Here is a 23434-nt window from a genome sequence, read left to right as displayed (position 1 = left end):
GGTGTTCAGTCCGCCGCCATCGCCTCGCGCAGGCTCCTGGGGCGCAGGTCGGTCCAGTTCCGCTCGACGTACTCCAGGCACTCGGCCCGGGCCGCCTCACCGAAGACCACCCGCCAGCCCGCCGGCACCTCGGCGAACACCGGCCACAGGGAGTGCTGCTCCTCGTCGTTGACCACGACGTAGAAGCGGCCGTCCTCGTCGTCGAAGGGGTTAGCGCTCAACTGGCACCGTCCTTAACCGTCACGGAGTGACTCGGGATTGGGAAATCGCCAGGCCGGGTGCGCGACAGCACCGGGCGCGAGGTCGCCGATCGGCGTCGTCCGGCCGACAGGACACTTCGGCTGTCCGGTCGACAGGACACTCGGGCGTCCGGTCGACGGGACACCCGGCATCGGTGGCGACCCCGGCGTTGCCACGTCACCGTAAGGACTCGACCGTCGGCGCTACAAGGCGACGGGCGCGCCGACCGCCCGGTCGTCGGCCTGGCCGTGCACCCCACCGGATCCTCTGTACCCCACCGGGTTCCTGTGCCACGATGCCGCCCCTCGCCCGCCCGGGTGGTGCGGGGCGCCCCGCCGCCCGAGGATCGCTCGAGAGCCGCCACAGCACCGGCGGAGAACGCCCGGTGCCCGCGCCCCCGCGGCCCGGCACCGTTCTATGGTTCGGGGGTGCGCGGCCCGAGCCGAGGGAGAGCGATGGACAGCACACGACCTGACCTGCGCTTGTTCGTCCTGCACCACGCGGGCGGCTCACACCTGCTGTACCGCGACTGGCCGCAGCGGCTGCCGGACACGTGGGACGTCCGGCTGCTCGACGCCCCGGGCCACGGCCTGCTGCTCGAGCTGCCGCAGATCCCCGACGCGGGCCGCCTCGCCGACTACCTGCTGCGCAGCATCGAGCCCGAACTGACCTGCCCCTACGCGCTGTTCGGGCACAGCATGGGCGCCCTCGTGACGTACGAGATCATCCGCGGTGCCGTCGGCCGGGGCCTGCCGCTGCCGGTGTGGGCCGGGGTCTCCGCACGCTGCGCACCGCAGCTGGCGGGGCCGGGAAGCGGAATCCACGAGCTGCCCGACGCCGAGCTGCGGACGCGTCTGCGGCTGCTGGGCGGCACGCCGGACGGGGTCTTCGACGATCCCGAGCTGTGGGACCTGTACGACCCGATCATCCGGGCCGACCTGCGGCTGGTGGAGACCTGGCGCCCCGCTCCCGACGCCGGTCCGCTGCCCGTGGCGCTGTCCGCCTTCGCGGGCGCCCTGGACCACTCCGCCGCACCCCGGCGGATGGCCGGCTGGGCGGAGCACAGCGAGCACTTCCTGGGGCTGCGGGTCTTCGACGGCGGCCACTTCTACTTCCAGGCCGATCCCGGACCGCTGCTGCGGCAGATCGAACGGGACGCGACCACGGCGCTCCGGGCGGCGGGCGCGGCGCGCTCCTGACGAATCCACCAGCCTGTGTGAGGGGGAGCGATGCAGTTCCGCATTCTCGGCCTCGTGGAGGTCCAGGACGAACAGACCGGTGTGCGGATCCTTCCCACGGGTGCCAAGCAGCGCGCCCTGCTCGGGGCGCTGGTGGTGAAGGCCGGGCACAACGTGTCGGTGCAGCGGCTCATCGACGAGCTGTGGGGCGAACACCCGCCCGCCAACGCGGCGAACGCGCTGCAACTGCAGGTGACCCGGCTGCGCCGGCTGCTGTCCGGCCCGCAGCACCGTAAGACCGGCCGGCCCGTACCGCACCCGTGGATCGTGACCACCTCGCGCGGCTACGTCCTGCAGCTCGACCCCCTCGACACGGACGCCGCGCGCTTCCAGCACCTGACCGAGCGGGGCCGCAGGGTGCTGCGCGAGGACCCGCGGCAGGCCGGCGAACTGCTGCGGCGGGCCCTGTCGTTGTGGCGCGGCCCGGCGCTGGAGGGCAGCGTGCTCGGCGACATCTGCGCGGGCCGGGCGGCCCAGCTCGAGGAGCACCGGCTGACCGCCCTGGAGATGATGTACGACGCGTATCTGCGCACCGGGCGCCACCGCGAGATCACCGGCGAGCTGATGGAGCTGACCACCGACCACCCCACGCGGGAGCGGTTCTACGACCTGCTGATGGTCGCCTTCTACCGCTGCGGCCGGCAGGCGGAGGCGCTCGGCGTGTACGAGCGGGCGCGCAACCGCATGGTGCACGAACTCGGTGTCGAGCCGGGCCCCGCCCTGCGCGGCCTGATGGAGGCGATACTCCACCACGACCCGGCGCTCGACACCGCGGTGCGCCCCCGCCCGGCCGCTCCGGTCCAGGCCGGGCCGGTGGCCGCGCCGGCCGACGCGACGGCCGGCGACGCGGTGCTCTCCCTGTGCCAGGAGATCTCCCAGCTGCAGCGCCGTATCGAGCGACTGCAGCAGGAGCAGGACCAACTGATCCGGCGCTTCAGGGAGTTGACGGCGAGCACGGTGGCGCGGGCCTGCTGACAACGCTGCCACACGGCTCACGGTACGTCTTCGGGTCCCGCGTGCCCCACGGCGGGAACACACGACCCGCACTCAAGGCAGGTGACCTACTGTGCCGCCCACAGACCGCACAAGTACGACATCGGCCAAGTAGAGACGATTCTCAGGAGCGGGGAATGACGAGACGGATGAGACCACGGGCCGGCGTGGTGGGTTTGGCGGCAGTCGCGCTCGCGGCCACCGCCTTCGCGGGTCCCGCCCAGGCGGCGCGGGGCGCGGCTTCCCCGGCGGCCGACCACCAGGCGACGCAGCGCGCGATCGACGCGGCCGTCGCGGCCGGCATCCCCGGCATCACCGCCGAGGCCCGCGACGCCGACGGGGTCTGGAAGTCGGCGTCGGGCGTGGGCAACCGGCAGACGGGTGCGCCGCGCGGCAAGAACGACCGGTTCCGCATCGGCAGCATCACCGACACCTTCGTGGCGACCGTCCTGCTCCAGATGGAGGCGGAGAAGAAGCTCAGCCTCGACGACCCCGTGGAGCGCTGGCTGCCCGGCGTGGTGACGGGCAACGGCAACGACGGCAGCAAGATCACCGTACGGCAGCTGCTCAACCACACCAGCGGCCTGTTCGACTACCTCGCCGACGAGACGTTCTACCGGACGTACACCCTGGGCGACGGCTTCCTCCAGCACCGGTACGACACCCTGACGCCCGAACAGCGCCTGAAGGTGGCCTTCTCCCACGCGCCGCACTTCCAGCCCGGCGCCCGGCACTGGTTCTCGCACACCAACGACATCCTGGCCGCGCTGATCGTCGAGAAGGTCGCGGGGAGGTCGTACGAGAGCGAAGTGCGCGAGCGCATCATCGAACCCCTGGGGCTCAGGGCGACGTCCAACGCCGGCACCAGCACCACCGTGCCCCGGCCGAGCAGCCGCGGCTACAGCAAGCTCTTCTTCGACTCGCAGCCGGACCGGATCGACGACGTCACCGAGTTCAACGCCTCGCAGATGTGGGGCGACGGCGACATGATCTCCAGCGCGGGCGACCTGGACCGCTTCTTCAGGGCCCTGATGGGCGGGAAGCTGCTGCCGGCGCAGCAGCTGGCGGAGCTGAAGACGACCGTCGTCAACCCCGATCTGCCGATCTCGTCCTACGGGCTCGGCGTCGAACGGCTCGCGCTGCCCTGCGGCACGACCGTCTGGTACCACGACGGAGGCACGGTGGGGTCGCTCTCGGTCGCCGCCTTCAGCGAGGACGGCCGCCACGAGCTCACCTTCAACTTCAACGGCGACTGGGACGTGTCGGGTCTCGTCCCCATCCTGAGCGCCGAATTCTGCGACACGCCGTCCGAGCAGTGACCGACCTGGGGGGTCCATGACCGTGCGAGCAGCCGTGGCCGGAGCGAGCGGATACGCGGGGGGCGAACTCCTCCGTCTGCTTCTGGCCCATCCCGAGGTGGAGATCGGTGCTCTGACCGGGCATTCCAGCGCGGGCCGGCGTCTTGCGACACTGCAGCCGCACCTGGCTCCACTGGCCGAGCGGGAGGTAGGGCCCACCACCGCCGGCGTCCTCGAGGGCCACGACGTCGTCTTCCTCGCCCTGCCGCACGGCCAGTCCGCCGCCGTCGCAGGGCAGTTGGGCGACGACACGCTCCTCATCGACTGTGCCGCGGACTTCCGCCTCGCGGACGCCGCCGACTGGGAGAGGTTCTACGGCTCGCCGCACGCGGGCACCTGGCCGTACGGCCTGCCCGAACTTCCAGGTGCCCGCGCGGCGTTGGCGGGCGCCCGGCGCATCGCGGTGCCGGGCTGCTACCCGACCGCCGTGTCGCTGGCGCTCTTCCCCGCCTACGCGGCCGGTCTGGCCGAACCCGAGGCGGTGGTCGTCGCGGCGTCGGGTACGTCCGGCGCCGGGAAGGCGCCGCGGGCGGATCTGCTGGGCAGCGAGGTCATGGGGTCGATGCGGCCCTACGGTGTGGGGGGCGGCCACCGGCACACGCCCGAGATGGTGCAGAACCTCAGCGCCGTGGCGGGGCGCCGGGTCGCCGTCTCCTTCACCCCGACCCTGGCCCCCATGCCCCGCGGCATCCTCGCGACCTGCTCCGCCGCGGCGCGGCCCGGGGTCGGCGCACAGGACGTACGGTCCGCGTACGAGAAGGCGCTGGCGGACGAGCCGTTCGTCCGGCTGCTGCCCGAGGGGCAGTGGCCGAGCACCGCGGCCGTGCAGGGCTCGAACGCCGCCCAGGTGCAGGTGACCCTCGACGCGGCGGTCGGCCGGATCATCGCGATCAGCGCCATCGACAACCTCACCAAGGGCACCGCGGGCGGCGCCGTGCAGAGCATGAACGTCGCCCTGGGACTGCCCGAGGGACTGGGGCTTTCCACGATCGGAGTCGCACCGTGAGCCGCGGGGCACCTGCCGGCGGTCGCCGGGGAAGCACGCGCAGCCGCCGGGCCGCGCACGACGACAGCCGCGCCTGTGCACCGCACGGGCGGCAGTGACACCAGCCTCCCCCACGCTCGGCTTCGCTCGCGCGGGGGAACCCCATCCGCGGCAAGGCGAACAAGGAGATGCAGTGAGCGTCACCGCAGCACGAGGCTTCACGGCGGCGGGCATCGCCGCCGGAATCAAGGAGAACGGCAACCGGGACCTGGCTCTCGTGGTCAACAACGGGCCGCGCTGTGCCGCGGCGGGCGTCTTCACCTCCAACCGTGTGCAGGCCGCCCCCGTCCAGTGGTCCCGGCAGGTGCTCGCGGACGGCGAGGTCCGCGCGGTCGTGCTCAACTCCGGTGGGGCCAACGCCTGTACCGGGCCGCGGGGATTCCAGGACACGTGCGCCACCGCCGAGCGGGCCGCCGAGCGGCTCGGCCTGGACGCGACGGACGTGGCGGTCTGTTCCACCGGGCTGATCGGCGTGCCGCTGCCCATGGACCGGGTCCTGGCCGGCGTCGACAGCGCCGTCACCCGGCTGTCCGAGTCCGGCGGCGAGGACGCGGCGGTCGCCGTCATGACCACCGACACGGTGCACAAGACGGCCGCGGTCACCCGGGGCGGCTGGACCGTCGGCGGCATGGCCAAGGGCGCCGGGATGCTCGCCCCCGGGCTCGCCACCATGCTCGTGGTGCTCACCACGGACGCCGACGTGGACGGCGCGGTCCTGGACCGGGCGCTGCGGGAGGCCACCCGGGTCACCTTCGACCGGGTCGACTCCGACGGCTGCATGTCCACCAACGACACCGTGCTGCTGCTCGCCTCCGGCGCCTCCCGACAAGCCCCTGAGTACGGCGAGTTCGCGGAGGCCGTGCGCGCGGTCTGCGCCGACCTGGCCCGGCAGCTCGTCGGGGACGCCGAGGGCGCGAGCAAGGAGATCCGCATCGAGGTCGTCGGCGCCGCGAGCGAGGACGACGCCGTCGAGGTGGGCCGCTGCGTCGCCCGCAACAACCTCCTCAAGTGCGCGATCCACGGCGAGGACCCCAACTGGGGCCGCGTCCTGTCCGCCATCGGCACCACCTCCGCCGCCTTCGAACCCGACCGGCTCAACGTGGCCATCAACGACGTGTGGGTCTGCAAGAACGGATCGGTGGGCGAGGACCGCGCGCTGGTGGACATGACCGGCCGCGAGGTCCGGATCGCGGTGGACCTCGCCGCGGGCCCGGACTCCGCCGTCATCTGGACCAACGACCTCACCGCCGACTACGTCCACGAGAACAGCGAGTACGCCTCATGAGCGCCTCTCCGTCTCCCGAACCGGCCCCCCGTCCGGCTCCTCGGCCGTTCGGTTCCGGCCGCTCCGGCGCGCACGCGGACCTGCCGAAGGCCCGTGCCCTCGTCGAGGCGCTGCCCTGGCTGGCGCGCCACCAGGGCAAGACCGTCGTCATCAAGTTCGGCGGCAACGCCATGGTCGACGACGACCTGAAGGCGGCCTTCGCCATGGACATCCTCTATCTGCGGCACGCGGGCCTGAAGCCCGTCGTGGTGCACGGCGGCGGCCCGCAGATCAGCGCACAGCTCGCGCGCCTGGGCCTCGAGTCCCGGTTCGAGGGCGGCCTGCGGGTCACCACCGACGAGACCATGGAGGTCGTACGCATGGTCCTCGCCGGGCAGGTGCAGCGCGAGCTCGTCGGGCTGCTCAACGCGCACGGCCCGCACGCGGTGGGCCTGACCGGTGAGGACGCCCGCCTGATGACCGCCGTCAGGCGCTATGCGCACAAGGACGGCAGGTCCGTGGACATCGGCCGCGTCGGCGACGTCGCCCAGGTCGACGCCGGGATCGTGCGGGACCTCGTCGAGGGCGGACGCATCCCCGTCGTCTCCTCCATCGCCCGGCCCGAGGACGCCAAGGACGCCGCCGAGGGCGGTGTGTTCAACGTCAACGCCGACACCGCGGCCGCGGCCCTCGCCGCCGCGCTCGGCGCCGAGACGCTGCTCATCCTGACCGACGTCGCGGGTCTGTACGCCAACTGGCCGGACAGCGACGAGGTGATCCCCCGCCTGACCGCCGGCGAACTGGCCGAACTGCTGCCCCGGCTGGCCTCCGGGATGATCCCCAAGATGGAGGCCTGTCTGTACGCCGTGCGCCACGGGGTGCGCGCCGCCCGCGTCGTCGACGGCCGGACCGAGCACTCCATCCTGCTGCAGATCTTCGCCGACGACGGCACCGGCACGGTGGTCGTGCCGGACGACGACGCCAGCTTCGAGGGAGCGACGGCATGAGCGACGGCATCACCGGGACGGGCAACGCGGCGCTGACCCGCCGCTGGCAGGGCGTCATGATGGACAACTTCGGCACCCCCCGGCTGCCTCTGGTCAAGGGCCGGGGCGCCTGGGTCTGGGACGCCGAGGGCAACGAGTACCTCGACTTCCTCGGCGGCATCGCGGTCAACGCGCTCGGCCACGCGCATCCCGCGGTCGTACGGGCCGTCGGCGAACAGCTCGCCTCGCTCGGACACGTCTCGAACCTGTTCATGGCCGAACCGACCGTGCGCCTCGCCGAGCGCCTGCTGCAGCTCGCCGGGCGCCGGGGCCGGGTGTACTTCTCCAACTCCGGTGCCGAGGCCAACGAGGCGGCCTTCAAGATCGGCAGGCTCACCGGCCGTACGCACATGGTGTCGGCCACCGGCGGCTTCCACGGCCGCACCATGGGGGCCCTGGCGCTGACCGGCCAGCCCGCCAAGCAGCGCCCGTTCCTGCCGCTGCCGGGCGAGGTCAGCCATGTGCCGTACGGGGACGTCGAGGCCCTGCGTGCCGCCGTCACCCCGCGCACCGCGCTGCTGGTCCTGGAGCCCGTGCAGGGGGAGAACGGCGTGGTCGTGCCTCCGCCCGGCTACCTGCGGGCGGCCCGCGAGATCACCGCGGCGACCGGAACCCTGCTCGTCCTGGACGAGATACAGACCGGCATCGGGCGCACCGGCCGCTGGTTCGCGGCCGAGGCCGAAGGCGTCGAGGCGGACGTCGTCACCCTCGCCAAGGGGCTGGGCGGCGGTCTGCCCATCGGCGCGACACTCGCCTTCGGTGCGGCCGCCGAGCTGCTCACGCCCGGCGCGCACGGCTCCACCTTCAGCGGGAACCCCGTGGTGTGCGCGGCCGCCCTCGCCGTGCTGGACACCATCGAGCGGGCGGGCATCCTCGACCACGTGACCTGGACGGGGCAGCGGCTGCGGCGCGGCCTGGAGGAGCCGGCCCACCCGCTGGTGCGCGAAGTCCGCGGCGCCGGCCTGCTGGTGGGCGTCGCGCTCCACGGGGAGGTCGCGGCGCGCGTGCAGCGGGCGGCCCAGGACCACGGCCTCCTGGTGAACGCGGTGACGCCGGACGTCGTCCGGCTCGCGCCGCCGCTGATCGTGTCGGACCGCGAGGTGGACACCTTCCTCACGGGGTTCCGGGCGGCCCTGTCCGAGACCCTCGCCGCGGGACTGACGGCGGCCTGAGCCGGCCGGGTGGAGGCGGTTCACATGACCCCGACGAACACCTCGTACGCCCCGGGCGTCCCGGTCACGCCCGGGCCGTGCCGCCGGAGGCCGTTTCGGGTTTCGTGTACAGGACGTCGCGGGCCTGCTCCGCCGCGCGGGTGATGCTCTCGCCGACGAAGTCGACGAAGCGGGCGATGCTTTCGAGGCGGGTGGCCGCCGGGGTGTCGTGGCCGAGGACGGCGACGCCCTGCCGTGCGGTCTCGGCCAGCTGGAAGTTGGACCGGGCGGCGGCGACCATCGAGTCGTACCAGACGTCGTCGTTGACGGCATAGCGCTCGCGGCGGCCCTCGTCGGGTTCCCGGCGGACGAGCCCCTGGTTCTCCAGGAACGTGACCGCCTTGGAGATGGACGCCGGGCTGACCTGGAGGCGCTGGACGAGTCCGGCCGCCGTGAGACTGCCCTCGTCGGTGGTGAGGAGACAGGTCAGCACCCGGGACATCATCTTGGGCAGGCCCTGTTGCATGAGCAGGGTGGTGAACGCCTCCTCGTACTCGCGCACCGCCTCCGGGTCGCGCCCGTGGGCCTGCGGGGCCGCCTCCGCTCCCCGGCGCGTGGCCTGCCTGCGCTTGTGGGTGCGGCGTTCGGTGGCGCGGTGGGCCAGGTCGGCGCGGTAGCCGGTGGGGCCGCCGTTGCGCATCACCTCGCGCGTGATCGTCGAGGTCGGGCGGTCGAGACGTCTGGCGATCTCCGCGTAGGCGAGGCCGTCGGCCAGCCCGGTCGCGATCTGCTGGCGTTCCAGCTGGGTGAGTCTGCTTCCCGGCATCGCGGTCTCCTTCGTGCTCCGTGGGGTGCCCAACATAGCGTTCACCTTCAATACATTGCAACGAACGAAGAACGGGCCGTTGCGTTAGATTCACTCTCGTTGCAACGATTTCCTGCCAACTACCTGCGGATACAAGAATTTCTCGCAACACTGCTGTTGCCAAAATAATGAATGCAACGTAGCGTTTCCATCATCAGAAACAGCGAGCCGAAGGAGCCCACCATGCAGAAGAACCTGAGCACCCCGCAGAAGTTCGACACCCCCTCCCCCATCTCCGCCGTCCTCGACATCCCCGCCGGACGCCTCCAGTTCATCGCCGCCGACCGGACCGACACCACGGTCGAGGTGCGGCCCGCCAACCCCGCCAAGAGCCGCGACGTCAAGGCGGCCGAGGAGATCTCCGTCCACTACGGCGACGGCGTCCTGCGCATCCAGGCCCCGGAGGCGACCAACCGGTTCCTCGGGAGCTCCGGGTCCGTCGAGGTCACCGTCCAGCTCCCCGCCGGCTCCCGGATCGAGGCGAAGACCGCCGGCGCCGAGTTCCGCGGCGTCGGACGGCTCGGCGACGTCGCCCTGGAGGGCGGCTACCGCTCGGTCAAGCTCGACGAGGCCGCGAGCGCCCGCCTCAGCGCCCACGAGGGCGACATCACCGTCGGCCGCCTGGGCGGCCCCGCGCAGATCAGCACCCAGCGGGGCGACATCCGTGTCACCGAGGCCCACGGCGGCACCGTCGCCCTGGACACCCAGCAGGGCAACATCTCGGTCGGCGCCGCCCGCGGCGTCTCCGCCTCCCTCGACGCCGGCACCACCTACGGCCGTGTCCACAACTCGCTCAACAACTCCGAGGGTGCCGCCGCCGACCTGAACATCCGCGCCACCACCGCCTACGGCGACATCACCGCCAGCAGCCTCTGACCACCGCCGTCCCCGAAGGAGCACCCCTCATGAGCACTCTGGCCATCGCGGCGAACGGGCTGCGCAAGTCCTACGGTGACAAGGTCGTGCTCGACGGCATCGACCTGGCCGTCCCGGAGGGAACCATCTTCTCCCTGCTCGGCCCGAACGGGGCCGGCAAGACCACCACGGTGCAGATCCTGTCCACCCTGATCTCCGCCGACGGCGGGCAGGCCCGAGTCGCGGGCCACGACCTCGCCACCGACGCGCAGGCGGTGCGGGCCGCGATCGGGGTGACCGGGCAGTTCTCCGCCGTGGACGGCCTGATCACCGGCGAGGAGAACATGCTCCTCATGGCGGACCTGCACCACCTGTCCAAGGCGGAGGGCCGGCGAGTCACCGGCGAACTGCTGGAGCGCTTCGACCTGGTGGAGGCGGCGAAGAAGCCCGCCTCCACCTACTCCGGCGGCATGAAGCGCCGCCTGGACATCGCCATGACCCTCGTCGGCAGCCCCCGCATCATCTTCCTCGACGAACCGACCACAGGCCTCGACCCCCGCTCTCGCCACACCATGTGGGGCATCATCCGCGAACTCGTCACCGGCGGCGTCACCGTCTTCCTCACCACCCAGTACCTCGAAGAAGCCGACCAACTGGCCGACCGCATCGCCGTCCTGAACAACGGCAAGATCGCCGCGGAAGGCACCGCCGAGGAACTCAAGCGGCTCATCCCCGGCGGACACGTCCGCCTGCGCTTCACCGACCCCGCCGCCTACCGATCCGCCGCGGCCACGCTGCGCGGAGCCTCCCGCGACGACGAGGCGCTGGCGCTGCAGATCCCCAGCGACGGCACCCAGCGCGAACTGCTCTCCATCCTGGACTGGCTGGACTCGGCCGGGATCGAGGCCGACGAGCTGACCGTGCACACCCCCGACCTCGACGACGTCTTCTTCGCCCTCACCGACAGCGGCAGCGTGCCCCAGCAGAGCAGCCGGCCGAACCCGTCCAAGGAGACCCTGCGATGAGCTCCCTGTCCCTCGCCGTGCGCGACACGAACACGATGCTGCGCCGCAACCTCCTGCACGCCCGGCGCTACCCGTCGCTCACCCTGAACCTGCTGCTCACCCCGGTCATGCTGCTGCTGCTGTTCGTCTACATCTTCGGCAACGCCATGAGCGGCGGCGCGGGCCGCGACGCCTACATCGCCTACATCGTCCCCGGCATCCTGCTGATGACCGTCGGCTCCACCACCATCGGCACCGCCGTGTCGGTCTCCACCGACATGAGCGAAGGCATCATCGCCCGCTTCCGCACCATGGCCATCCACCGCGGCTCCATCCTCATCGGCCACGTCATCGGCAGCGTCCTGCAGTCCGTCCTGAGCGTGGTCCTGGTCGGCGCCGTCGGCGTCGCCATCGGCTTCCGCTCCAGCGGCGCCGGCGTCCTGGACTGGCTCGCCGCGTTCGGACTCATCGTCCTGTTCGCCCTCGCGCTCACCTGGATCGCCGTCGGCATGGGCCTGGTCAGCCCCAACGCCGAAGCCGCCAGCAACAACGCCATGCCCCTGATCCTGCTGCCGCTGCTCTCCAGCGCCTTCGTCCCCCTGCACACCATGCCCGGCTGGTTCCAGCCCATCGCCCACTACCAGCCCTTCACCCCCACCATCGAAACCCTCCGCGGACTCCTCCTGGGCACCCACATCGGCAACAACGGGTGGATCGCCCTCGCCTGGAGCCTCGGCCTCGCCGCCCTCGGCTACCGCTGGGCCACCGCCAAGTTCAACCAGGACACCAAGTAACCCCGCCACCACACAGCCCACCCCCGCCGAACCCACCCCGGACCAAGGCGGCGCACCCCGGCACCACGCCGGTGTACGCCGCCTCGTTCGTGTGCCGTGGCTCAGGGATCGGTGTCCCGTCGGCGGGACACCCCCGGGCGATCGGCGCCATGCCACGGAGATGTTCGACGCGCAACCGTTCGAGTGCCGCTCCGGCCCTGCTCCACCCCCCGCTGCGAGGCTTCTCGCCGGTTATGTGGGCCCTTTTCATGGAGGCATGATGACGCGTCAGGCCGGTCAGACCGCGGGGTCGCACGGCGGCCCGGCAACCGCTCTCGCGCAGCCCCCGCGGCAGCCGCGCACCACGGGGACCGCGCCGCGCCGGGGCCAGGTACTGACGACCAGAGTGGGCCTGCAGATGCCGGCCAAGATGGCCTACGACGAATGGGAGCGGGCCGGACGCCAGCTCGCCGACGTCCTCGACTCGTCCTCCTGGTGGCTGGGCGACTGGCTCGTCTACGGCAAGGACCACTACACCGACCGGTACCAGCGGGGGATACGCGCCGCGGGCCTCTCGTACCAGACCCTGCGCAACTACGCGTGGGTCTCACGGCGCTTCGACCTCAGCCGGCGCCGGCCCTCCCTGAGCTTCCAGCACCACGCCGAGCTGGCTTCCATGCCGGTCGAGGAACAGGAACTCTGGCTCGACCGCGCCGAGCAGCGGCAGTGGACCACCAAACAGCTGCGCGGCGCCATCCGCGCCACGCGCCAGAGCGGGCAGCCGCGCACTCCCACCGAGCCGAGGCACCGCCTGGAGGTCCCGGGCAGCCGCTTTCAGTGGTGGCACCGGGCCGCGGAGCAACTGGGCGTCGACTTCGAGCAGTGGGTGATGACCACCCTGGACAGCGCGGCCGCGAACGCCCTGGAGGACCTCGGCGCGCCGGCGGAGCGCGTGGAGATCCCCGAGCTCACACGCGTCGAGGGCCTGGCCGCGGCGGCCGCGGGCGCCTCCCGGGAGCACGCGCGGCCCGAGGGCCTCACCGAGCGGCTCCGGCCGGCGGCCATCAGCGCCTGAAGGTCCCGGCGCCGAGGCCCGCGGCACCTCACGGCAGCCGGCTCATCAGCCCGGCGACCTCGCGCCTGTACGCGCACCCGCTCTGTCCGAACGCGTCCCGTACCCGCTCGCGCACCTCGCCCGGTTGCTCCTGGCTGAGCTTGAACATGCCCTCGGCCCCGGTCACCGTGAACCGGAAGGCCCCCACGGCGGGCACGATCTTGCGGAAGTAGTCGAGCGACTCGGACATGTCCCAGCCGTCGCCGAACGCCCCTTCGTAGGCGCGCACGGTGGACTGCACCACGCCCAGCGTCTCCTCGGTCGAGGAGATCTTCTCCACCACGCCCCGGACGTGCACCGCGGTGAAGTTCCAGGTCGGGGCGGCCGGAGTCGTCTCGTACACCGTGGGCGACACATAGGAGTGCGGGCCGGTGAACGTCAGCAGCAGCACGCTGCCGGTCTCCAGCGCCGCCCAGTGCGGGTTGGCCCGGTTCATGTGCCCGAGCAGCGTGGCCCCCGGCAGCTCGCCGGACCAGTCGCCGGACGTCTCGGGGTCGAAGATGACCGGCAGGTGCGTGGCGAACGGACCGTCCTCGGGGCTGCCATTGGTCACCGCGAGCGCCAGTGGATTACCGCGGATCAGGTCCACCATCCACGCACTGTCCGGTTCCCGATAAAAGCTTGGCACGAACATCCGGATTCACCTTTCGGCAATGGGCTCGGGGCATGGCTCTGGCTCAGGGGCAGGACTGATGCATTACTCCGGACATACGCCATGGGCCGCGCCACACGGAAATCTTGAGAATCCGCGCCGACCCTACCGTTCGTCCCGTCGACGGGACAACGCCTTCGGGTACGGAGCAACTTGCGAAGCCGTCGAACAGTCTTCATGCCGTTCTCGAGTTGCCTTTTAGACACTCTCCGGAGAACACTGCAAGACGGTCTCTCGAGCCACCGGTCGAGTTTTCCAGACGCAAGCGGGAGAGTTTTCTATGGACATAGCGGGTAGGCCCAGCCAAGAGATCTACGACGTGGTCGGTATCGGGTTCGGCCCGTCCAACATGTCGCTCGCGATCGCCCTGGAGGAACACGAAGCGAGCTCTCCGCAGCATCCGCTCAAGTGCCATTTCTTCGAGCGCCAGCCCACGTTCGGCTGGCACCGGAACATGCTGCTGCCGTCGACGACCATGCAGATCTCCTTCCTCAAGGACCTGGCGACCTTCAGGAATCCGACGTCCCGGTTCAGCTTCATCTCGTATCTGCACGCCGCGGACCGGCTGGTGCAGTTCGTCAACAACCAGGACTTCTTCCCGACCCGGCAGGAATTCCACCAGTACCTCGAGTGGGCGGCCGCCGGCCTGCGCGACCGGGTCACCTACGGCGCCGAGGTCACCTCGATCCGGCCCGCCGGCGAGGCCGGGTCCGGGACGTCCGACATCCTCGAGATCGAGGTGCGCGGCGGCGACGGCACCACCAGCGTGGTCAGCGCGCGCAACGTGGTCATCTCGACGGGCCTGGTGCCCCGGCTGCCGGAGGGCGTGACGTCCGACGAACGGGTGTGGCACAGCTCGGAGTTCCTGAGCAGGTTCCACGCGCAGGCCCCCGGCGACCTCAAGAGCGTGGCGGTGGTCGGCGCCGGCCAGAGCGCGGCCGAGATCACCCGGTTCCTCTACGACTCGCTGCCGCACGCCCAGGTCACCGCGGTCATCCCGTCCTACGGCTACTCGGTCGCCGACGACACCCCCTTCGCCAACCAGGTGTTCGACCCCAGCGCGGTCGACGAGTACTACTTCGGCACCGAGCGGGCCCGGGACTCGTTCTGGCGCTACCACCGCAACACCAACTACTCGGTGGTCGACGCCGACGTCATCCGGGCCCTGTACCAGCGTTCGTACGACGAGCAGGTGCGCGGCAGCCAGCGGCTGCACTTCCGCAACCTCACCCGGGTCGACGAGGTCGAACGCGTCGGGAGCGGGGCGCGCGTGGTGGTGCGCTCGGTGCTCGACGACCGGACGGAGGAACTGGCCCTCGACGCGCTGGTGTTCGCCACCGGCTACGACGGCCTGGACCCGGCCCGCCTGCTCGGCGACTTCGACCGGCACTTCCTGCGCGACGCGGCGGGCAGGCACCGGGTGGAACGCGACTACCGGCTCGTCCCCGCGTCGGGGCTGACCGCCGGCGTCTACCTGCAGGGCGGCACCGAGCACACCCACGGCCTGTCCTCGGCCCTGCTGTCGAACATCGCGGTACGCAGCGGCGAGATCGCCGACTCGATCGTGCTGCGGCGCACCGAGCGGGAGCTGGGCAGCGGCCGCCCCGTTCAGGCCGCGCGCTCCGCCGCCTGAGGCCGCACGGCAAGGGGGTGGGTCCCGGTGCTGTCGCTGCAGCACCGGGACCCACCCCCAGGCACGGTGTACCGGGCGGCGCCCGGTCGGCTCACGCGGCGTCGGCGGCGACCGGGCCGGCGTCCCTCGCGTCGCGCAGGCTCCGCGGCCGCAGGTCCCTCCAGTGCTCCTCCACGTACGCGAGGCACTTCTCGCGGCTCTCCTCGCTGAACACGGCGCGCCAGCCGGCGGGAACCTCGGAGAAAGCGGGCCACAGCGAGTGCTGCTGCTCGTCGTTCACCAGAACGTAGAACCGGCCGTCGGCGTCGTCGAACGGGTTGCTGCGCATGATTCCACTCCAATGCGAGCCGGCCACGATTCGCTTCCGAGCGGAAAGCGATTCGGGCTCGGCGGTCTCGCCAACTCCGCCATTGGCGGGTGATGAGTTGACGGGAATCGATGTTCCGTCGGAGCGCGTCCGCGCGTGATGATTGCGGCGCAATCACAGCCCGGGCCGACAGGTATTCACCTTCCCAAGAGCCCGCAGCGCGGCCAAGTGTTCTCTTGCCGCATTCAAGCGCATGTCCACCGGTCATCGGGCCTGGTCCCTGGCCTGGGTCCTCCACCAGAAGGAGTCGTGCCTATGAGCGCCACCTGCCCGGTCGGCGGTCTCGTCCCCGAACGTGCGAGGTTCTCATGACCGTCAGCGTGCACCCGGCCCTGGCCAAGGCCCAGTCCCTCGGCGACGCCCTGCCGTGGCTGGCCCGCCACCAGGGCCGTACGGTCGTCGTCAAGCTGGGCGGACACGCCATGGTCGACGAGGACCTCACGGCGGCCTTCGCCCGTGACGTCGCCTTCCTGCGCTACGCCGGGCTGCGGCCCGTGGTGGTGCACGGAGGAGGCCCCCAGATCGACGCCGAGCTCGCACGGCGCGGCCTGGAGCGCGAGTTCAGAGCCGGGCTGAGGGTCACCTCGCCGCCCGCGATGGACGTGGTGCGGATGGTCCTCGCCGGCCAGGTGCAGCGCGAGCTGGTCGGGCTGATCAACCGTTTCGGGCCGCTCGCCGTCGGCATGACCGGCGAGGACGCGGACACGCTCACCGCGGTGCGGCACGTGCCGTGGATCGACGGGGAGCCGGTGGACATCGGCAGGGTAGGCGACATCCGCCGGGTGGACACCGGTGCCCTGGAGGGCCTGCTGGCGGACGGCCGGATCCCGGTGGTCTCGCCGCTCGCCCGCAGCGCCGAGGACGGCCTCGTGTACAACGTCAACGCCGACACCGTGGCGGCCGCGCTCGCGACCGCGCTGCGCGCGGAGGCGCTCGTCATGCTGACGGACGTCGCGGGTCTGTACGCGGGCTGGCCGCACGGTGACGAGGTCATCCAGCGGCTCACGGCCGGCGAGCTGGAGAAGCTCCTGCCGGAGCTCAGCGACGGCATGGTCCCCAAGATGACCGGCTGCCTGGAGGCCGTGCGGGGCGGTGTGGGCGCGGCCCGGGTGATCGACGGACGGATCCCGCACTCGGTGCTCCTGGAGATGTTCACCGACGACGGGGTCGGCACGGTGATCGTGCCGGACCCGGACGAGGCGGAGGTCCTGCGGTGAAGGACCGGTCGCAACAGCACCGGCAACGCCGGCAGCGGCACATCGCCGGCCCGGCGCGGCCCCGCTGCGGCCGAGCGCGGCTCACCGGCACCCGGACGACGACACGCGAGCGAAGGCGAGGGCAGTGCCCGTGACACACACACCCTGGGCTCCTGACTGGGCCCATGGCCGCGCCGACGCCACGACGCCGTCCGGTGCGGCCGATCGGCACGCCGCCCTCGGCCACGAACTGGCCCGGGCGGCCGCGACGGACGGGGACGAGGCCCGCGAACTCGCCCGCCGTCTCGCCGCTTCCCTCTCGCCCGAGGCCCGGCTCGTCCTGCTCGGCGCCCTGGCCGAAGCCGGTCCGGTGCCCGGGCACGGCGGGGCGGACGTGCCCGCACGCTCCTCCGGCACGCCCGGCGACGGAGCCGGACTCACGGCGGCCGCGCCCCTCTCCGGCCTGCCCACCCTGCCGACATTCCTGGAACCCCGCACGGCCGGGCCAACCGGCGACCCCAGGCCCGCCGGCCCCGAGCCCAGCCACCCCAGGCCCGACCATCCCAGGCCCGGCGCCCCCAGGCTCGACGCCCCCGAGACCGGCCATCCCGTGCCCGACCATCCCAGGCCCGGCGACCCCGAGTCCGGCCATGCCGAGTCCAGCCACTCCACGTCCGGCCCCGGGCCCGACCACCCCAAGCCCAGCCACCCCAAGCCCAGCGACCCCAAGCCCGGCCACCCCGAATCCGGCTGCTCCAGGCCCGATGATCCGGGGCCCGGCGACCCCCTGTTCCGGCCGGGGCCGCCCGCGCACGATCCGCCGGACGGTGTCATCCGCCTGCGGTTCGCCGACGCGGGCGCGCTCGGGCGTGCCGGCGCCGCCTTCGGCGCCGGGGCCGGCCCGGGCCTCGGCGACGCGTGGAGCGACCCCGCGACGCTGACCCTCCGGATCACCGCCGACGCCGGCATCGAGACCCTGCGGGCCGTACTCGCGGTCCTCGACGCGGCAGCGGTCACGGCCGAGTCCCTCACCGTGCACACACACGAACTCGACGACGTCCTGGCCGTGTTCACCAGCCTGCCCTGAACCACCGGCGGTCTCCCGGCGGCGCGTCACCGGCCGCCGGGCGTCGGGTCAGGACAGCGCGAGAGTGCAGCACTTGACGCTGCCGCCCGCCTTGAGCAGCTCGCCCAGGCGCACGCCGATCGGGTTGAACCCCCGCTCCCTCAACTGTTCGGCGAGTCCGGTGGCCGCCTGGGGCAGCAGCACGTTGAGCCCGTCGGAGAAGGCGTTGAGGCCGAACACCGCGGCGTCCTGGTCGGAGGCGATGACCGCGTCGGGGAACATCTCCCGCAGCACCGCCTGGCTGCCCGGGGTGAAGGCCGCCGGGTAGTACATGACCTCGTCCGGCGAGAGCACCGCGAGCGCCGTGTCCAGGTGGTAGAAGTTCGGGTTGACCAGGGTCAGGCCGGTCACGGGGAGGCCGAAGAACTCCTGGGCCTCGGCGTGCGAGCGCGGGTCGGTCCGGAAGCCGGTGCCGGCCAGGATCCGGCGTCCCACGCGCAGGTAGTCGCCCTCGCCCTCGTTGATGTGCTCCGGCCACAGCAGTTCGCTAAAGCCGTTCCGGGCGAACCAGTCGAGGTAGGCCGGCCCCTCCGCGGTCCGCTCCCGGTGCCGGAACCGGGCGCCGAGGACCTTGCCGTCCACCACGGTGGCACCGTTGGCGGCGAACACCATGTCCGGGAGGCCCTCGATGGGCTCGACCACCTCGACGGTGTGGCCGAGCGAGAGGTACAGATCCCGCAGCTGCTCCCACTGGAGCAGGGCGGTCCCGGCGTCCGTCGGCTTCTCCGGGTTCATCCACGGGTTGATGCTGTACGTCACGTCGAAGTACTGCGGGCGGCACATCAGCAGGCGGTGCGGAACCGCCTTCCGTGCCGCCCGGGGTGCCCGTTCGTCGACTGCGGTGGCGTGCGGAGCCATGGCGGGTTCCTCCTTGTGTTCTTCGTGAGAGACAAGTGCGTGCTCGGCGCGGCGGGGTGTGCGGCGCCGGGGTGCCGGAGCAGCGGTGACTGCCGGTCGGGCCGGGTGTGGGCATCCGGGTCGTGGGGGACATCCCCCGGGGGGTGTGCTGCGACGCGGGGCAGGTCCGGCCGGACGCGTCCGACTCGGGTGCGGCGCCGGACCCGGGCCGGTTCCCCACTCACCGGGTCCCGTCTTCCGGACTCCTTGCACGGCCGTGGCCGGCTCCGCCGTAACTCTCCTGTGGCGCCGTAACTCCCCTGTGGCGTACGGCGGTTGACCGAGCCCACACTACCCCGGCGCACCTGCCGGCCCCCGGGTGCCGCGATCCGCGTTCGAGCGTTCTTCCAAGCGGCTAACCGGCGACCCGGCGGGGAGGTGTGCGGCGCGGCAGGCCGCCACGGACGCCGGCCGCGGCCCCTCGATGCCCCCGTACGTCGACGCGCCCGCCCTCGTCCGGTGACGGCAGGCGGGCGCGGACAGGGAGGGGATGTGCACGGCCGACTCTAGGGGTGGGACCGGCCCCAGGGCCCGCGCACCGTGCGGAACCTCGAGCTCGGCTGAAGCGGTGTTCCACCGCACGCCGCCTGTGCCGGGCCGGGGTCGTCCCGCTCGTCGCCCCGGTTCGTGCGGTGGTTCAGGCCAGGTCGTCGCGGGTCACCCGGCGGTGCGCGATGCGCCAGGTGCCGCCGGTGCGGACCAGGACGTCCGCCATGACGCACACATACAGGACGCGGGAACTTCCCCCGCCCGGCGTGACGTACGCCAGGGCCGAGCAGCGGGTGTGCAGCGCCCCGTCCGCCCGGGCCTGTACGTCGAGCATGCCGACCCAGTGGTTGAGGCGGCCGCCGGCCCGCCGCTGCCGTGCCGCGCCGGCGCGGACGTAGCCGGTGAGCCCGGCGCGGACCGGCACCGGCCCGGGCAGGGAAGGCAGTTCGAGGAGGGCGTCCTCGGTGAAGGTGCCCGCCAGACGCTCGGTGTCGTGCGCGTCCAGCAGCTGCATCTGGTGCGTGTAGAACCGCTGTGCCTCCGCGTACAGGGCGGCGAACTTCTGGCTGGGCAGCGTGCGTTCGGCGGTGCCCGCGAGCTCGACGGTCATGATCTCCGCCTCCTTTTCCGTCCGTCCGTGTCCATGGGTGGTGAGGGACGCCGAGGGATCCCGGGGCACTGGCGAGGATTCCGGGCTCGGTACGGACAGTCTTCGAGACCCCGATCGAGTCTCTTTCAAATACGCCTCAAGCGCTTCCGCAGAAGGTGTAGGGCGCGGGGCGCACCGTGCCCGCACGTCCCCGACGACGCGTTCCCCCCGGACGTGACCGGCCACCGGTCCCGGCAGCACCACCCATCCCCTCACAATCCGCGCGAGACCAGGAGTCTGTAACGACCATGGCCACCTTCCTCTCATCAGTGGGCCGCTTCGCCTTCCGGCGACGCGGCCTGGTGACCCTGCTGTGGATCGCCGCCCTCATCGGGATCGGCGTCGCCGCCTCCTCCGCGCCCACGCCGCCCGCCGACACGTTCTCCATGCCCGGCACCGAGTCCCAGAAGGCCTTCGACCTGCTCAAGGAGAAGTTCCCGGCGGCGAACGCGAACGGCGCCACCGCCCGCGTGGTGCTGCGCGCCCCGCAGGGCCACAAGCTCGCCGACCCGGAGCAGAAGGCCAAGGTCGAGGACCTGGTCGCCCGGCTCGGCAAGGCACCCGAAGTGGTCGCCGTGTCCGACCCGTTCAAGGCGAACGCCGTCAGCAAGGACGGCACCACCGGCTACGCGATCGCCACCTACAAGGTCGCCGCCACCAAGCTGGACGACAAGGCGCACAACGCCCTCACCGACGCCCTCGACCACTCCCGCAAAAGCGGCCTGACCGTCGAGGCCGGCGGTGACGCGGTCAAGCTGGAGGCGGGCACGGGCGGCAGCGCCGAGGGCATCGGCATCCTGGTCTCCGCCCTCGTCCTGGTCCTCACCTTCGGCTCGATGATCGCGGCGGGCATGCCCCTGCTGACCGCGCTCATCGGCGTCGCCATCGGCACCTCCGCGATCACCGCGCTCGGCTCCACGCTGGGCCTGTCGACGACCACCACCACACTGGCGATGATGCTCGGCCTCGCGGTCGGCATCGACTACGCCCTGTTCGTCATCTCCCGCTACCGCTCCGAGCTCTCCGAGGGCCACGAACGCCGGGACGCCGCCGCGCGCGCCGTCGGCACCGCCGGCACCGCCGTCGTCTTCGCCGGCCTCACCGTGATCATCGCCCTGGCGGGCCTCGCCGTGGTCAACGTGCCGATGCTCACCAAGATGGGCCTCACCGCGGCCGGCACGGTCGCCATCGCGGTCCTCATCGCCATCACTTTGGTCCCCGCCCTCCTCGGCTTCGCACCGATCAAGGTCATGCCGCGCGCCGAGCGCAGGCGGTTCTACGGCAAGCCGCTGAGCGCCCGTCAGCAGCGCAAGGCGGACAAGCGCGCCGCGCGCGGGAAGCCGAACCTCGGCAGCCGCTGGGCCACGTTCGTCGTCCGCCGCCCCCTGACCGTCCTGCTCGTCGGTGTCGCGGGCCTCGGCGCCCTCGCCCTCCCCGCGGCCGACATGCAGCTCGGTCTGCCGAGCGAGGGCACGTACGCGAAGGACACCACGCAGCGCAAGGCGTACGACATGCTGTCCGAGTCCTTCGGGGCCGGCTTCAACGGCCCGCTGACCGTCACGGTCCAGGCCCAGGACACGGCCGCCGCGGCGGCCCGGGTCGGCAAGCAGCTCGCCGGGATCAAGAACGTCGCGTTGGTCAGCCCTGCGACCACCAACCCCGAGCGGGACACGGCGATCATCACCGTCGTGCCGAAGACGGGCCCCCAGGACCACGCCACCGAGGAGCTCGTCCGGACGATCCGCGGCATGAAGGCGGACTTCCGTTCCGCCGACGGCGCCTCCGTCCTGGTCACCGGCCAGACCGCCCTCTACATCGACTTCTCCAAGACCCTCGACGACGCCCTCCTGCCCTACCTGGGTCTGGTGGTCGGCCTCGCCTTCCTCCTGCTGATGCTGGTCTTCCGCTCCGTCCTCGTCCCGCTCAAGGCGGCCCTGGGCTTCCTGCTCTCGGTCGGCGCGGCGCTCGGCGCGGTCGTCGCGGTGTTCCAGTGGGGCTGGCTCGCCAAGAGCTTCGGCATCCACCAGCAGGGCCAGATCATGAGCACGCTGCCGATCTTCATGATCGGTGTGGTCTTCGGTCTCGCGATGGACTACGAGGTCTTCCTCGTCGCCCGGATGCGGGAGGCGTACGTCCACGGGGCGAGCCCCTCCGACGCGGTGGTCTCCGGCTTCCGCTACGGCGGACGCGTCGTCACCGCCGCCGCGATCATCATGACCAGCGTCTTCTCCAGCTTCATCCTGGACACGAACGACTTCGTGAAGATGATGGGCTTCAGCCTCGCGGCCGCCGTCCTCTTCGACGCCTTCGTGGTCCGCATGGCCCTGGTCCCGGCCCTGTTCGCCCTGCTCGGCAGGTCAGCCTGGTGGCTGCCGCGCTGGCTGGACCGGCTGCTGCCGAACATGGACGTCGAGGGCGAGAAGCTGGGCCGCCTCCCGGCCGCCGCTCCGATCCCCGGCCCCCGCCGGGAACACGAGCCCACCTACGCCGGCTGACGGCCGCCCCCTGACCCCGGGCCGTGATTCCCCCGTCCGGCCCGGCCCCAACGGCCACCGCCGACCCGCGTGCCGCAAGGCACGGGGCCGGCGGTGGCCGCGTCTCTTCCGCTCCCGGGGTCCGGCGCTGCCGCTACTTCGTGCAGGCCTTGGTCAGTTCGCCCGCCGATGCCTTGACCGGGCTGAGGTCCGGGCTCTTGTCGCCGTTCTCGATGGACGTGCGGACGTTGTTCACGGCCTGGCCGAGGTCGTCGACCGCCTTGTGCACGTCGACGTCGTCGCTCTGGTGGCCGATGCCCTTCAGGTTCTTCTCGATGGGGTCGAAGTAGGTGCGGGCCTTCGACGGGTCGAGCGCCGCGTCCCGTGCCGCCTGCTGCAGGTTGCCGACGTCGTCGGCGATGTCGTTGGCGGTGCGCACGCAGTCCAGCGCCCGGTGGGCGGCGTCGCAGCCGGCGGTGAGTCCGGCGGCGAGCGCCACGGCGGCGACCGCGGCGACGGCGGTGGCGCGGCCCCGGCGTAAAGGATGGCTGGGTGTCATGGTGGTGTGTGTCCCTTCCCTGGTACGAGCGGCCGGACGCACGTGCCGGACGGGGACGCCCCGGCCGCTGGGGGCGTCCCGGTGTCGTCAGCCGATGACGGTCCAGGTGTCGCCGCCGGCGAGGAGTGCGGCGAGGTCGCCCTTGCCCTTCTGCTCGATGGCGGTGTCGAGCTGGTCGGCCATCGCGGTGTCGTAGACGGGCCGGTCGACGGAGCGGAACACGCCGATCGGGGTGTGGTGCAGGGTGTCCGGGTCCGCCAGGCGGGACAGGGCGAAGGCCGTGGTCGGGGACGCGGAGCGGGCGTCGTGGACCAGGACGTCCGCCTCGTTGTCGGCCGTGACGGTGACGACCTGCAGGTCGCCGGTGGTCTTGTCGCGGACGACGCCGCGCGTGTGGTTGGGGCCGAAGCGGATGGGCTGCCCGTGCTCCAGGCGGATGAGGGCTT

At 72.1% G+C, this 23434-nt stretch carries 22 protein-coding genes and 1 pseudogene; 15 read left to right on the top strand and 8 right to left on the bottom strand.

The features are described 5' to 3' along the window. Positions 1–5: 5 nt before the first annotated feature. Positions 6–221 carry an MbtH family protein gene (locus tag ABB07_RS39795; protein ID WP_208903921.1) on the bottom strand — a complete coding sequence of 72 codons (216 nt, stop codon included), beginning with the start codon at positions 219–221 and terminating at the stop codon, positions 6–8. A 474-nt stretch (positions 222–695) separates the two neighbouring features. Here ABB07_RS39795 and ABB07_RS39790 point away from each other — a divergent pair, with 474 nt between their 5' ends. The 7 genes from ABB07_RS39790 to ABB07_RS39760 all read left to right on the top strand — a co-directional run bounded on the left by ABB07_RS39790 (position 696) and on the right by ABB07_RS39760 (position 8356). Next, complete coding sequence (locus ABB07_RS39790; protein ID WP_208903920.1) at positions 696–1439, top strand: thioesterase II family protein; 744 nt, start codon at positions 696–698, stop codon at positions 1437–1439. Positions 1440–1469: 30 nt separating this feature from the next. Continuing rightward, positions 1470–2453 carry an AfsR/SARP family transcriptional regulator gene (locus ABB07_RS39785; RefSeq protein ID WP_208903919.1) on the top strand — a complete coding sequence of 328 codons (984 nt, stop codon included), beginning with the start codon at positions 1470–1472 and terminating at the stop codon, positions 2451–2453. Positions 2454–2608: 155 nt separating this feature from the next. Then, entirely contained in the window at positions 2609–3790 is a 1182-nt protein-coding gene (locus ABB07_RS39780; RefSeq protein ID WP_208903918.1) for a serine hydrolase domain-containing protein, read from the top strand. A gap of 16 nt (positions 3791–3806) precedes the next feature. Then, entirely contained in the window at positions 3807–4835 is a 1029-nt protein-coding gene (gene argC, locus ABB07_RS39775; RefSeq protein WP_208903917.1) for an N-acetyl-gamma-glutamyl-phosphate reductase, read from the top strand. 172 nt (positions 4836–5007) lie between these two features. Beyond that, positions 5008–6159 (top strand): bifunctional glutamate N-acetyltransferase/amino-acid acetyltransferase ArgJ, encoded by a 1152-nt coding sequence (gene argJ, locus ABB07_RS39770; protein ID WP_208903916.1) that lies wholly within the window; start codon positions 5008–5010, stop codon positions 6157–6159. Beyond that, on the top strand, positions 6156–7145 hold the full coding sequence (gene argB, locus ABB07_RS39765; RefSeq protein WP_208903915.1) for an acetylglutamate kinase: 990 nt from the start codon (positions 6156–6158) through the stop codon (positions 7143–7145). The genes argJ and argB (ABB07_RS39765) overlap by 4 nt, the downstream gene beginning before the upstream one ends. Continuing rightward, positions 7142–8356, top strand: a complete 1215-nt coding sequence (locus ABB07_RS39760; RefSeq protein WP_208903914.1) for an acetylornithine transaminase — start codon at positions 7142–7144, stop codon at positions 8354–8356. Before argB (ABB07_RS39765) ends, ABB07_RS39760 begins: the two co-directional genes overlap by 4 nt. A gap of 64 nt (positions 8357–8420) precedes the next feature. Here ABB07_RS39760 and ABB07_RS39755 read toward each other — a convergent pair whose 3' ends face one another. Then, the gene (locus ABB07_RS39755; protein WP_208903913.1) at positions 8421–9161 is read right to left on the bottom strand and encodes a GbsR/MarR family transcriptional regulator; all 741 of its coding nucleotides are present in this window, start codon (positions 9159–9161) and stop codon (positions 8421–8423) included. 222 nt (positions 9162–9383) lie between these two features. On the opposite strand from ABB07_RS39755, the gene ABB07_RS39750 reads away from it, so the two are divergent. The 4 genes from ABB07_RS39750 to ABB07_RS39735 all read left to right on the top strand — a co-directional run bounded on the left by ABB07_RS39750 (position 9384) and on the right by ABB07_RS39735 (position 12907). Beyond that, positions 9384–10076 (top strand): DUF4097 family beta strand repeat-containing protein, encoded by a 693-nt coding sequence (locus ABB07_RS39750; RefSeq protein ID WP_208903912.1) that lies wholly within the window; start codon positions 9384–9386, stop codon positions 10074–10076. A gap of 29 nt (positions 10077–10105) precedes the next feature. Then, positions 10106–11080 carry an ATP-binding cassette domain-containing protein gene (locus ABB07_RS39745; protein WP_208903911.1) on the top strand — a complete coding sequence of 325 codons (975 nt, stop codon included), beginning with the start codon at positions 10106–10108 and terminating at the stop codon, positions 11078–11080. Beyond that, the gene (locus ABB07_RS39740) at positions 11077–11853 is read left to right on the top strand and encodes an ABC transporter permease (protein ID WP_208903910.1); all 777 of its coding nucleotides are present in this window, start codon (positions 11077–11079) and stop codon (positions 11851–11853) included. The genes ABB07_RS39745 and ABB07_RS39740 overlap by 4 nt, the downstream gene beginning before the upstream one ends. Before the next feature lie 256 nt (positions 11854–12109). After that, positions 12110–12907 carry an LmbU family transcriptional regulator gene (locus ABB07_RS39735; RefSeq protein ID WP_244189846.1) on the top strand — a complete coding sequence of 266 codons (798 nt, stop codon included), beginning with the start codon at positions 12110–12112 and terminating at the stop codon, positions 12905–12907. A gap of 28 nt (positions 12908–12935) precedes the next feature. Here ABB07_RS39735 and ABB07_RS39730 read toward each other — a convergent pair whose 3' ends face one another. Next, on the bottom strand, positions 12936–13580 hold the full coding sequence (locus tag ABB07_RS39730) for an FMN-binding negative transcriptional regulator (RefSeq protein WP_208903909.1): 645 nt from the start codon (positions 13578–13580) through the stop codon (positions 12936–12938). Between the two features lie 298 nt (positions 13581–13878). On the opposite strand from ABB07_RS39730, the gene ABB07_RS39725 reads away from it, so the two are divergent. Beyond that, positions 13879–15231 carry a lysine N(6)-hydroxylase/L-ornithine N(5)-oxygenase family protein gene (locus tag ABB07_RS39725; RefSeq protein WP_208903908.1) on the top strand — a complete coding sequence of 451 codons (1353 nt, stop codon included), beginning with the start codon at positions 13879–13881 and terminating at the stop codon, positions 15229–15231. 91 nt (positions 15232–15322) lie between these two features. Here ABB07_RS39725 and ABB07_RS39720 read toward each other — a convergent pair whose 3' ends face one another. Next, complete coding sequence (locus ABB07_RS39720; protein ID WP_208903907.1) at positions 15323–15559, bottom strand: MbtH family protein; 237 nt, start codon at positions 15557–15559, stop codon at positions 15323–15325. A 347-nt stretch (positions 15560–15906) separates the two neighbouring features. Between ABB07_RS39720 and argB (ABB07_RS39715) the strand changes: the two genes are divergently transcribed. Both argB (ABB07_RS39715) and ABB07_RS41645 read left to right on the top strand, forming a co-directional pair. Beyond that, the gene (argB, locus tag ABB07_RS39715; protein WP_208903906.1) at positions 15907–16815 is read left to right on the top strand and encodes an acetylglutamate kinase; all 909 of its coding nucleotides are present in this window, start codon (positions 15907–15909) and stop codon (positions 16813–16815) included. A 130-nt stretch (positions 16816–16945) separates the two neighbouring features. After that, entirely contained in the window at positions 16946–17881 is a 936-nt protein-coding gene (locus tag ABB07_RS41645; protein WP_208903905.1) for a hypothetical protein, read from the top strand. A gap of 48 nt (positions 17882–17929) precedes the next feature. On the opposite strand, the gene ddaH is transcribed toward ABB07_RS41645, so the two are convergent. Together ddaH and ABB07_RS39700 are read right to left on the bottom strand one after the other, a co-directional pair. After that, on the bottom strand, positions 17930–18778 hold the full coding sequence (ddaH, locus tag ABB07_RS39705) for a dimethylargininase (protein WP_208903904.1): 849 nt from the start codon (positions 18776–18778) through the stop codon (positions 17930–17932). A 676-nt stretch (positions 18779–19454) separates the two neighbouring features. Then, a complete protein-coding gene (locus ABB07_RS39700) occupies positions 19455–19916 on the bottom strand; it encodes a nuclear transport factor 2 family protein (RefSeq protein WP_208903903.1) in 462 nt (153 codons plus the stop codon). Positions 19917–20203: 287 nt separating this feature from the next. Here ABB07_RS39700 and ABB07_RS39695 point away from each other — a divergent pair, with 287 nt between their 5' ends. Beyond that, positions 20204–22450, top strand: coding sequence for an MMPL family transporter (locus ABB07_RS39695; protein WP_208903902.1), 2247 nt, complete (start codon positions 20204–20206; stop codon positions 22448–22450). A gap of 133 nt (positions 22451–22583) precedes the next feature. Here the strand turns inward: ABB07_RS39695 and ABB07_RS39690 are convergent, their stop codons facing one another. Further along, positions 22584–22988 (bottom strand): hypothetical protein, encoded by a 405-nt coding sequence (locus ABB07_RS39690; protein ID WP_208903901.1) that lies wholly within the window; start codon positions 22986–22988, stop codon positions 22584–22586. Positions 22989–23075: 87 nt separating this feature from the next. Then, a pseudogene (locus ABB07_RS39685) lies at positions 23076–23434 on the bottom strand (2-oxoacid:ferredoxin oxidoreductase subunit beta); the annotation flags it as partial.

Source organism: Streptomyces incarnatus, from assembly GCF_001027185.1.
Taxonomy (GTDB): domain Bacteria; phylum Actinomycetota; class Actinomycetes; order Streptomycetales; family Streptomycetaceae; genus Streptomyces; species Streptomyces puniciscabiei.
This window is presented reverse-complemented; position numbering and strand designations above follow the sequence as displayed.

Excerpts from the sequence above, each read along its gene's own strand:
- ABB07_RS39790 (WP_208903920.1), top strand. The coding sequence starts at position 696 with ATGGACAGCACACGACCTGACCTGCGCTTGTTCGTCCTGCACCACGCG.
- ABB07_RS39785 (WP_208903919.1), top strand. The coding sequence starts at position 1,470 with ATGCAGTTCCGCATTCTCGGCCTCGTGGAGGTCCAGGACGAACAGACC.
- ABB07_RS39780 (WP_208903918.1), top strand. The coding sequence starts at position 2,609 with ATGACGAGACGGATGAGACCACGGGCCGGCGTGGTGGGTTTGGCGGCA.
- argC (WP_208903917.1), top strand. The coding sequence starts at position 3,807 with ATGACCGTGCGAGCAGCCGTGGCCGGAGCGAGCGGATACGCGGGGGGC.
- argB (WP_208903915.1), top strand. The coding sequence starts at position 6,156 with ATGAGCGCCTCTCCGTCTCCCGAACCGGCCCCCCGTCCGGCTCCTCGG.
- ABB07_RS39760 (WP_208903914.1), top strand. The coding sequence starts at position 7,142 with ATGAGCGACGGCATCACCGGGACGGGCAACGCGGCGCTGACCCGCCGC.
- ABB07_RS39755 (WP_208903913.1), bottom strand. The coding sequence starts at position 9,161 with ATGCCGGGAAGCAGACTCACCCAGCTGGAACGCCAGCAGATCGCGACC.
- ABB07_RS39750 (WP_208903912.1), top strand. The coding sequence starts at position 9,384 with ATGCAGAAGAACCTGAGCACCCCGCAGAAGTTCGACACCCCCTCCCCC.
- ABB07_RS39745 (WP_208903911.1), top strand. The coding sequence starts at position 10,106 with ATGAGCACTCTGGCCATCGCGGCGAACGGGCTGCGCAAGTCCTACGGT.
- ABB07_RS39740 (WP_208903910.1), top strand. The coding sequence starts at position 11,077 with ATGAGCTCCCTGTCCCTCGCCGTGCGCGACACGAACACGATGCTGCGC.
- ABB07_RS39735 (WP_244189846.1), top strand. The coding sequence starts at position 12,110 with ATGATGACGCGTCAGGCCGGTCAGACCGCGGGGTCGCACGGCGGCCCG.
- ABB07_RS39730 (WP_208903909.1), bottom strand. The coding sequence starts at position 13,580 with ATGTTCGTGCCAAGCTTTTATCGGGAACCGGACAGTGCGTGGATGGTG.
- ABB07_RS39725 (WP_208903908.1), top strand. The coding sequence starts at position 13,879 with ATGGACATAGCGGGTAGGCCCAGCCAAGAGATCTACGACGTGGTCGGT.
- ABB07_RS39720 (WP_208903907.1), bottom strand. The coding sequence starts at position 15,559 with ATGCGCAGCAACCCGTTCGACGACGCCGACGGCCGGTTCTACGTTCTG.
- argB (WP_208903906.1), top strand. The coding sequence starts at position 15,907 with ATGACCGTCAGCGTGCACCCGGCCCTGGCCAAGGCCCAGTCCCTCGGC.
- ddaH (WP_208903904.1), bottom strand. The coding sequence starts at position 18,778 with ATGGCTCCGCACGCCACCGCAGTCGACGAACGGGCACCCCGGGCGGCA.
- ABB07_RS39700 (WP_208903903.1), bottom strand. The coding sequence starts at position 19,916 with ATGACCGTCGAGCTCGCGGGCACCGCCGAACGCACGCTGCCCAGCCAG.
- ABB07_RS39695 (WP_208903902.1), top strand. The coding sequence starts at position 20,204 with ATGGCCACCTTCCTCTCATCAGTGGGCCGCTTCGCCTTCCGGCGACGC.
- ABB07_RS39690 (WP_208903901.1), bottom strand. The coding sequence starts at position 22,988 with ATGACACCCAGCCATCCTTTACGCCGGGGCCGCGCCACCGCCGTCGCC.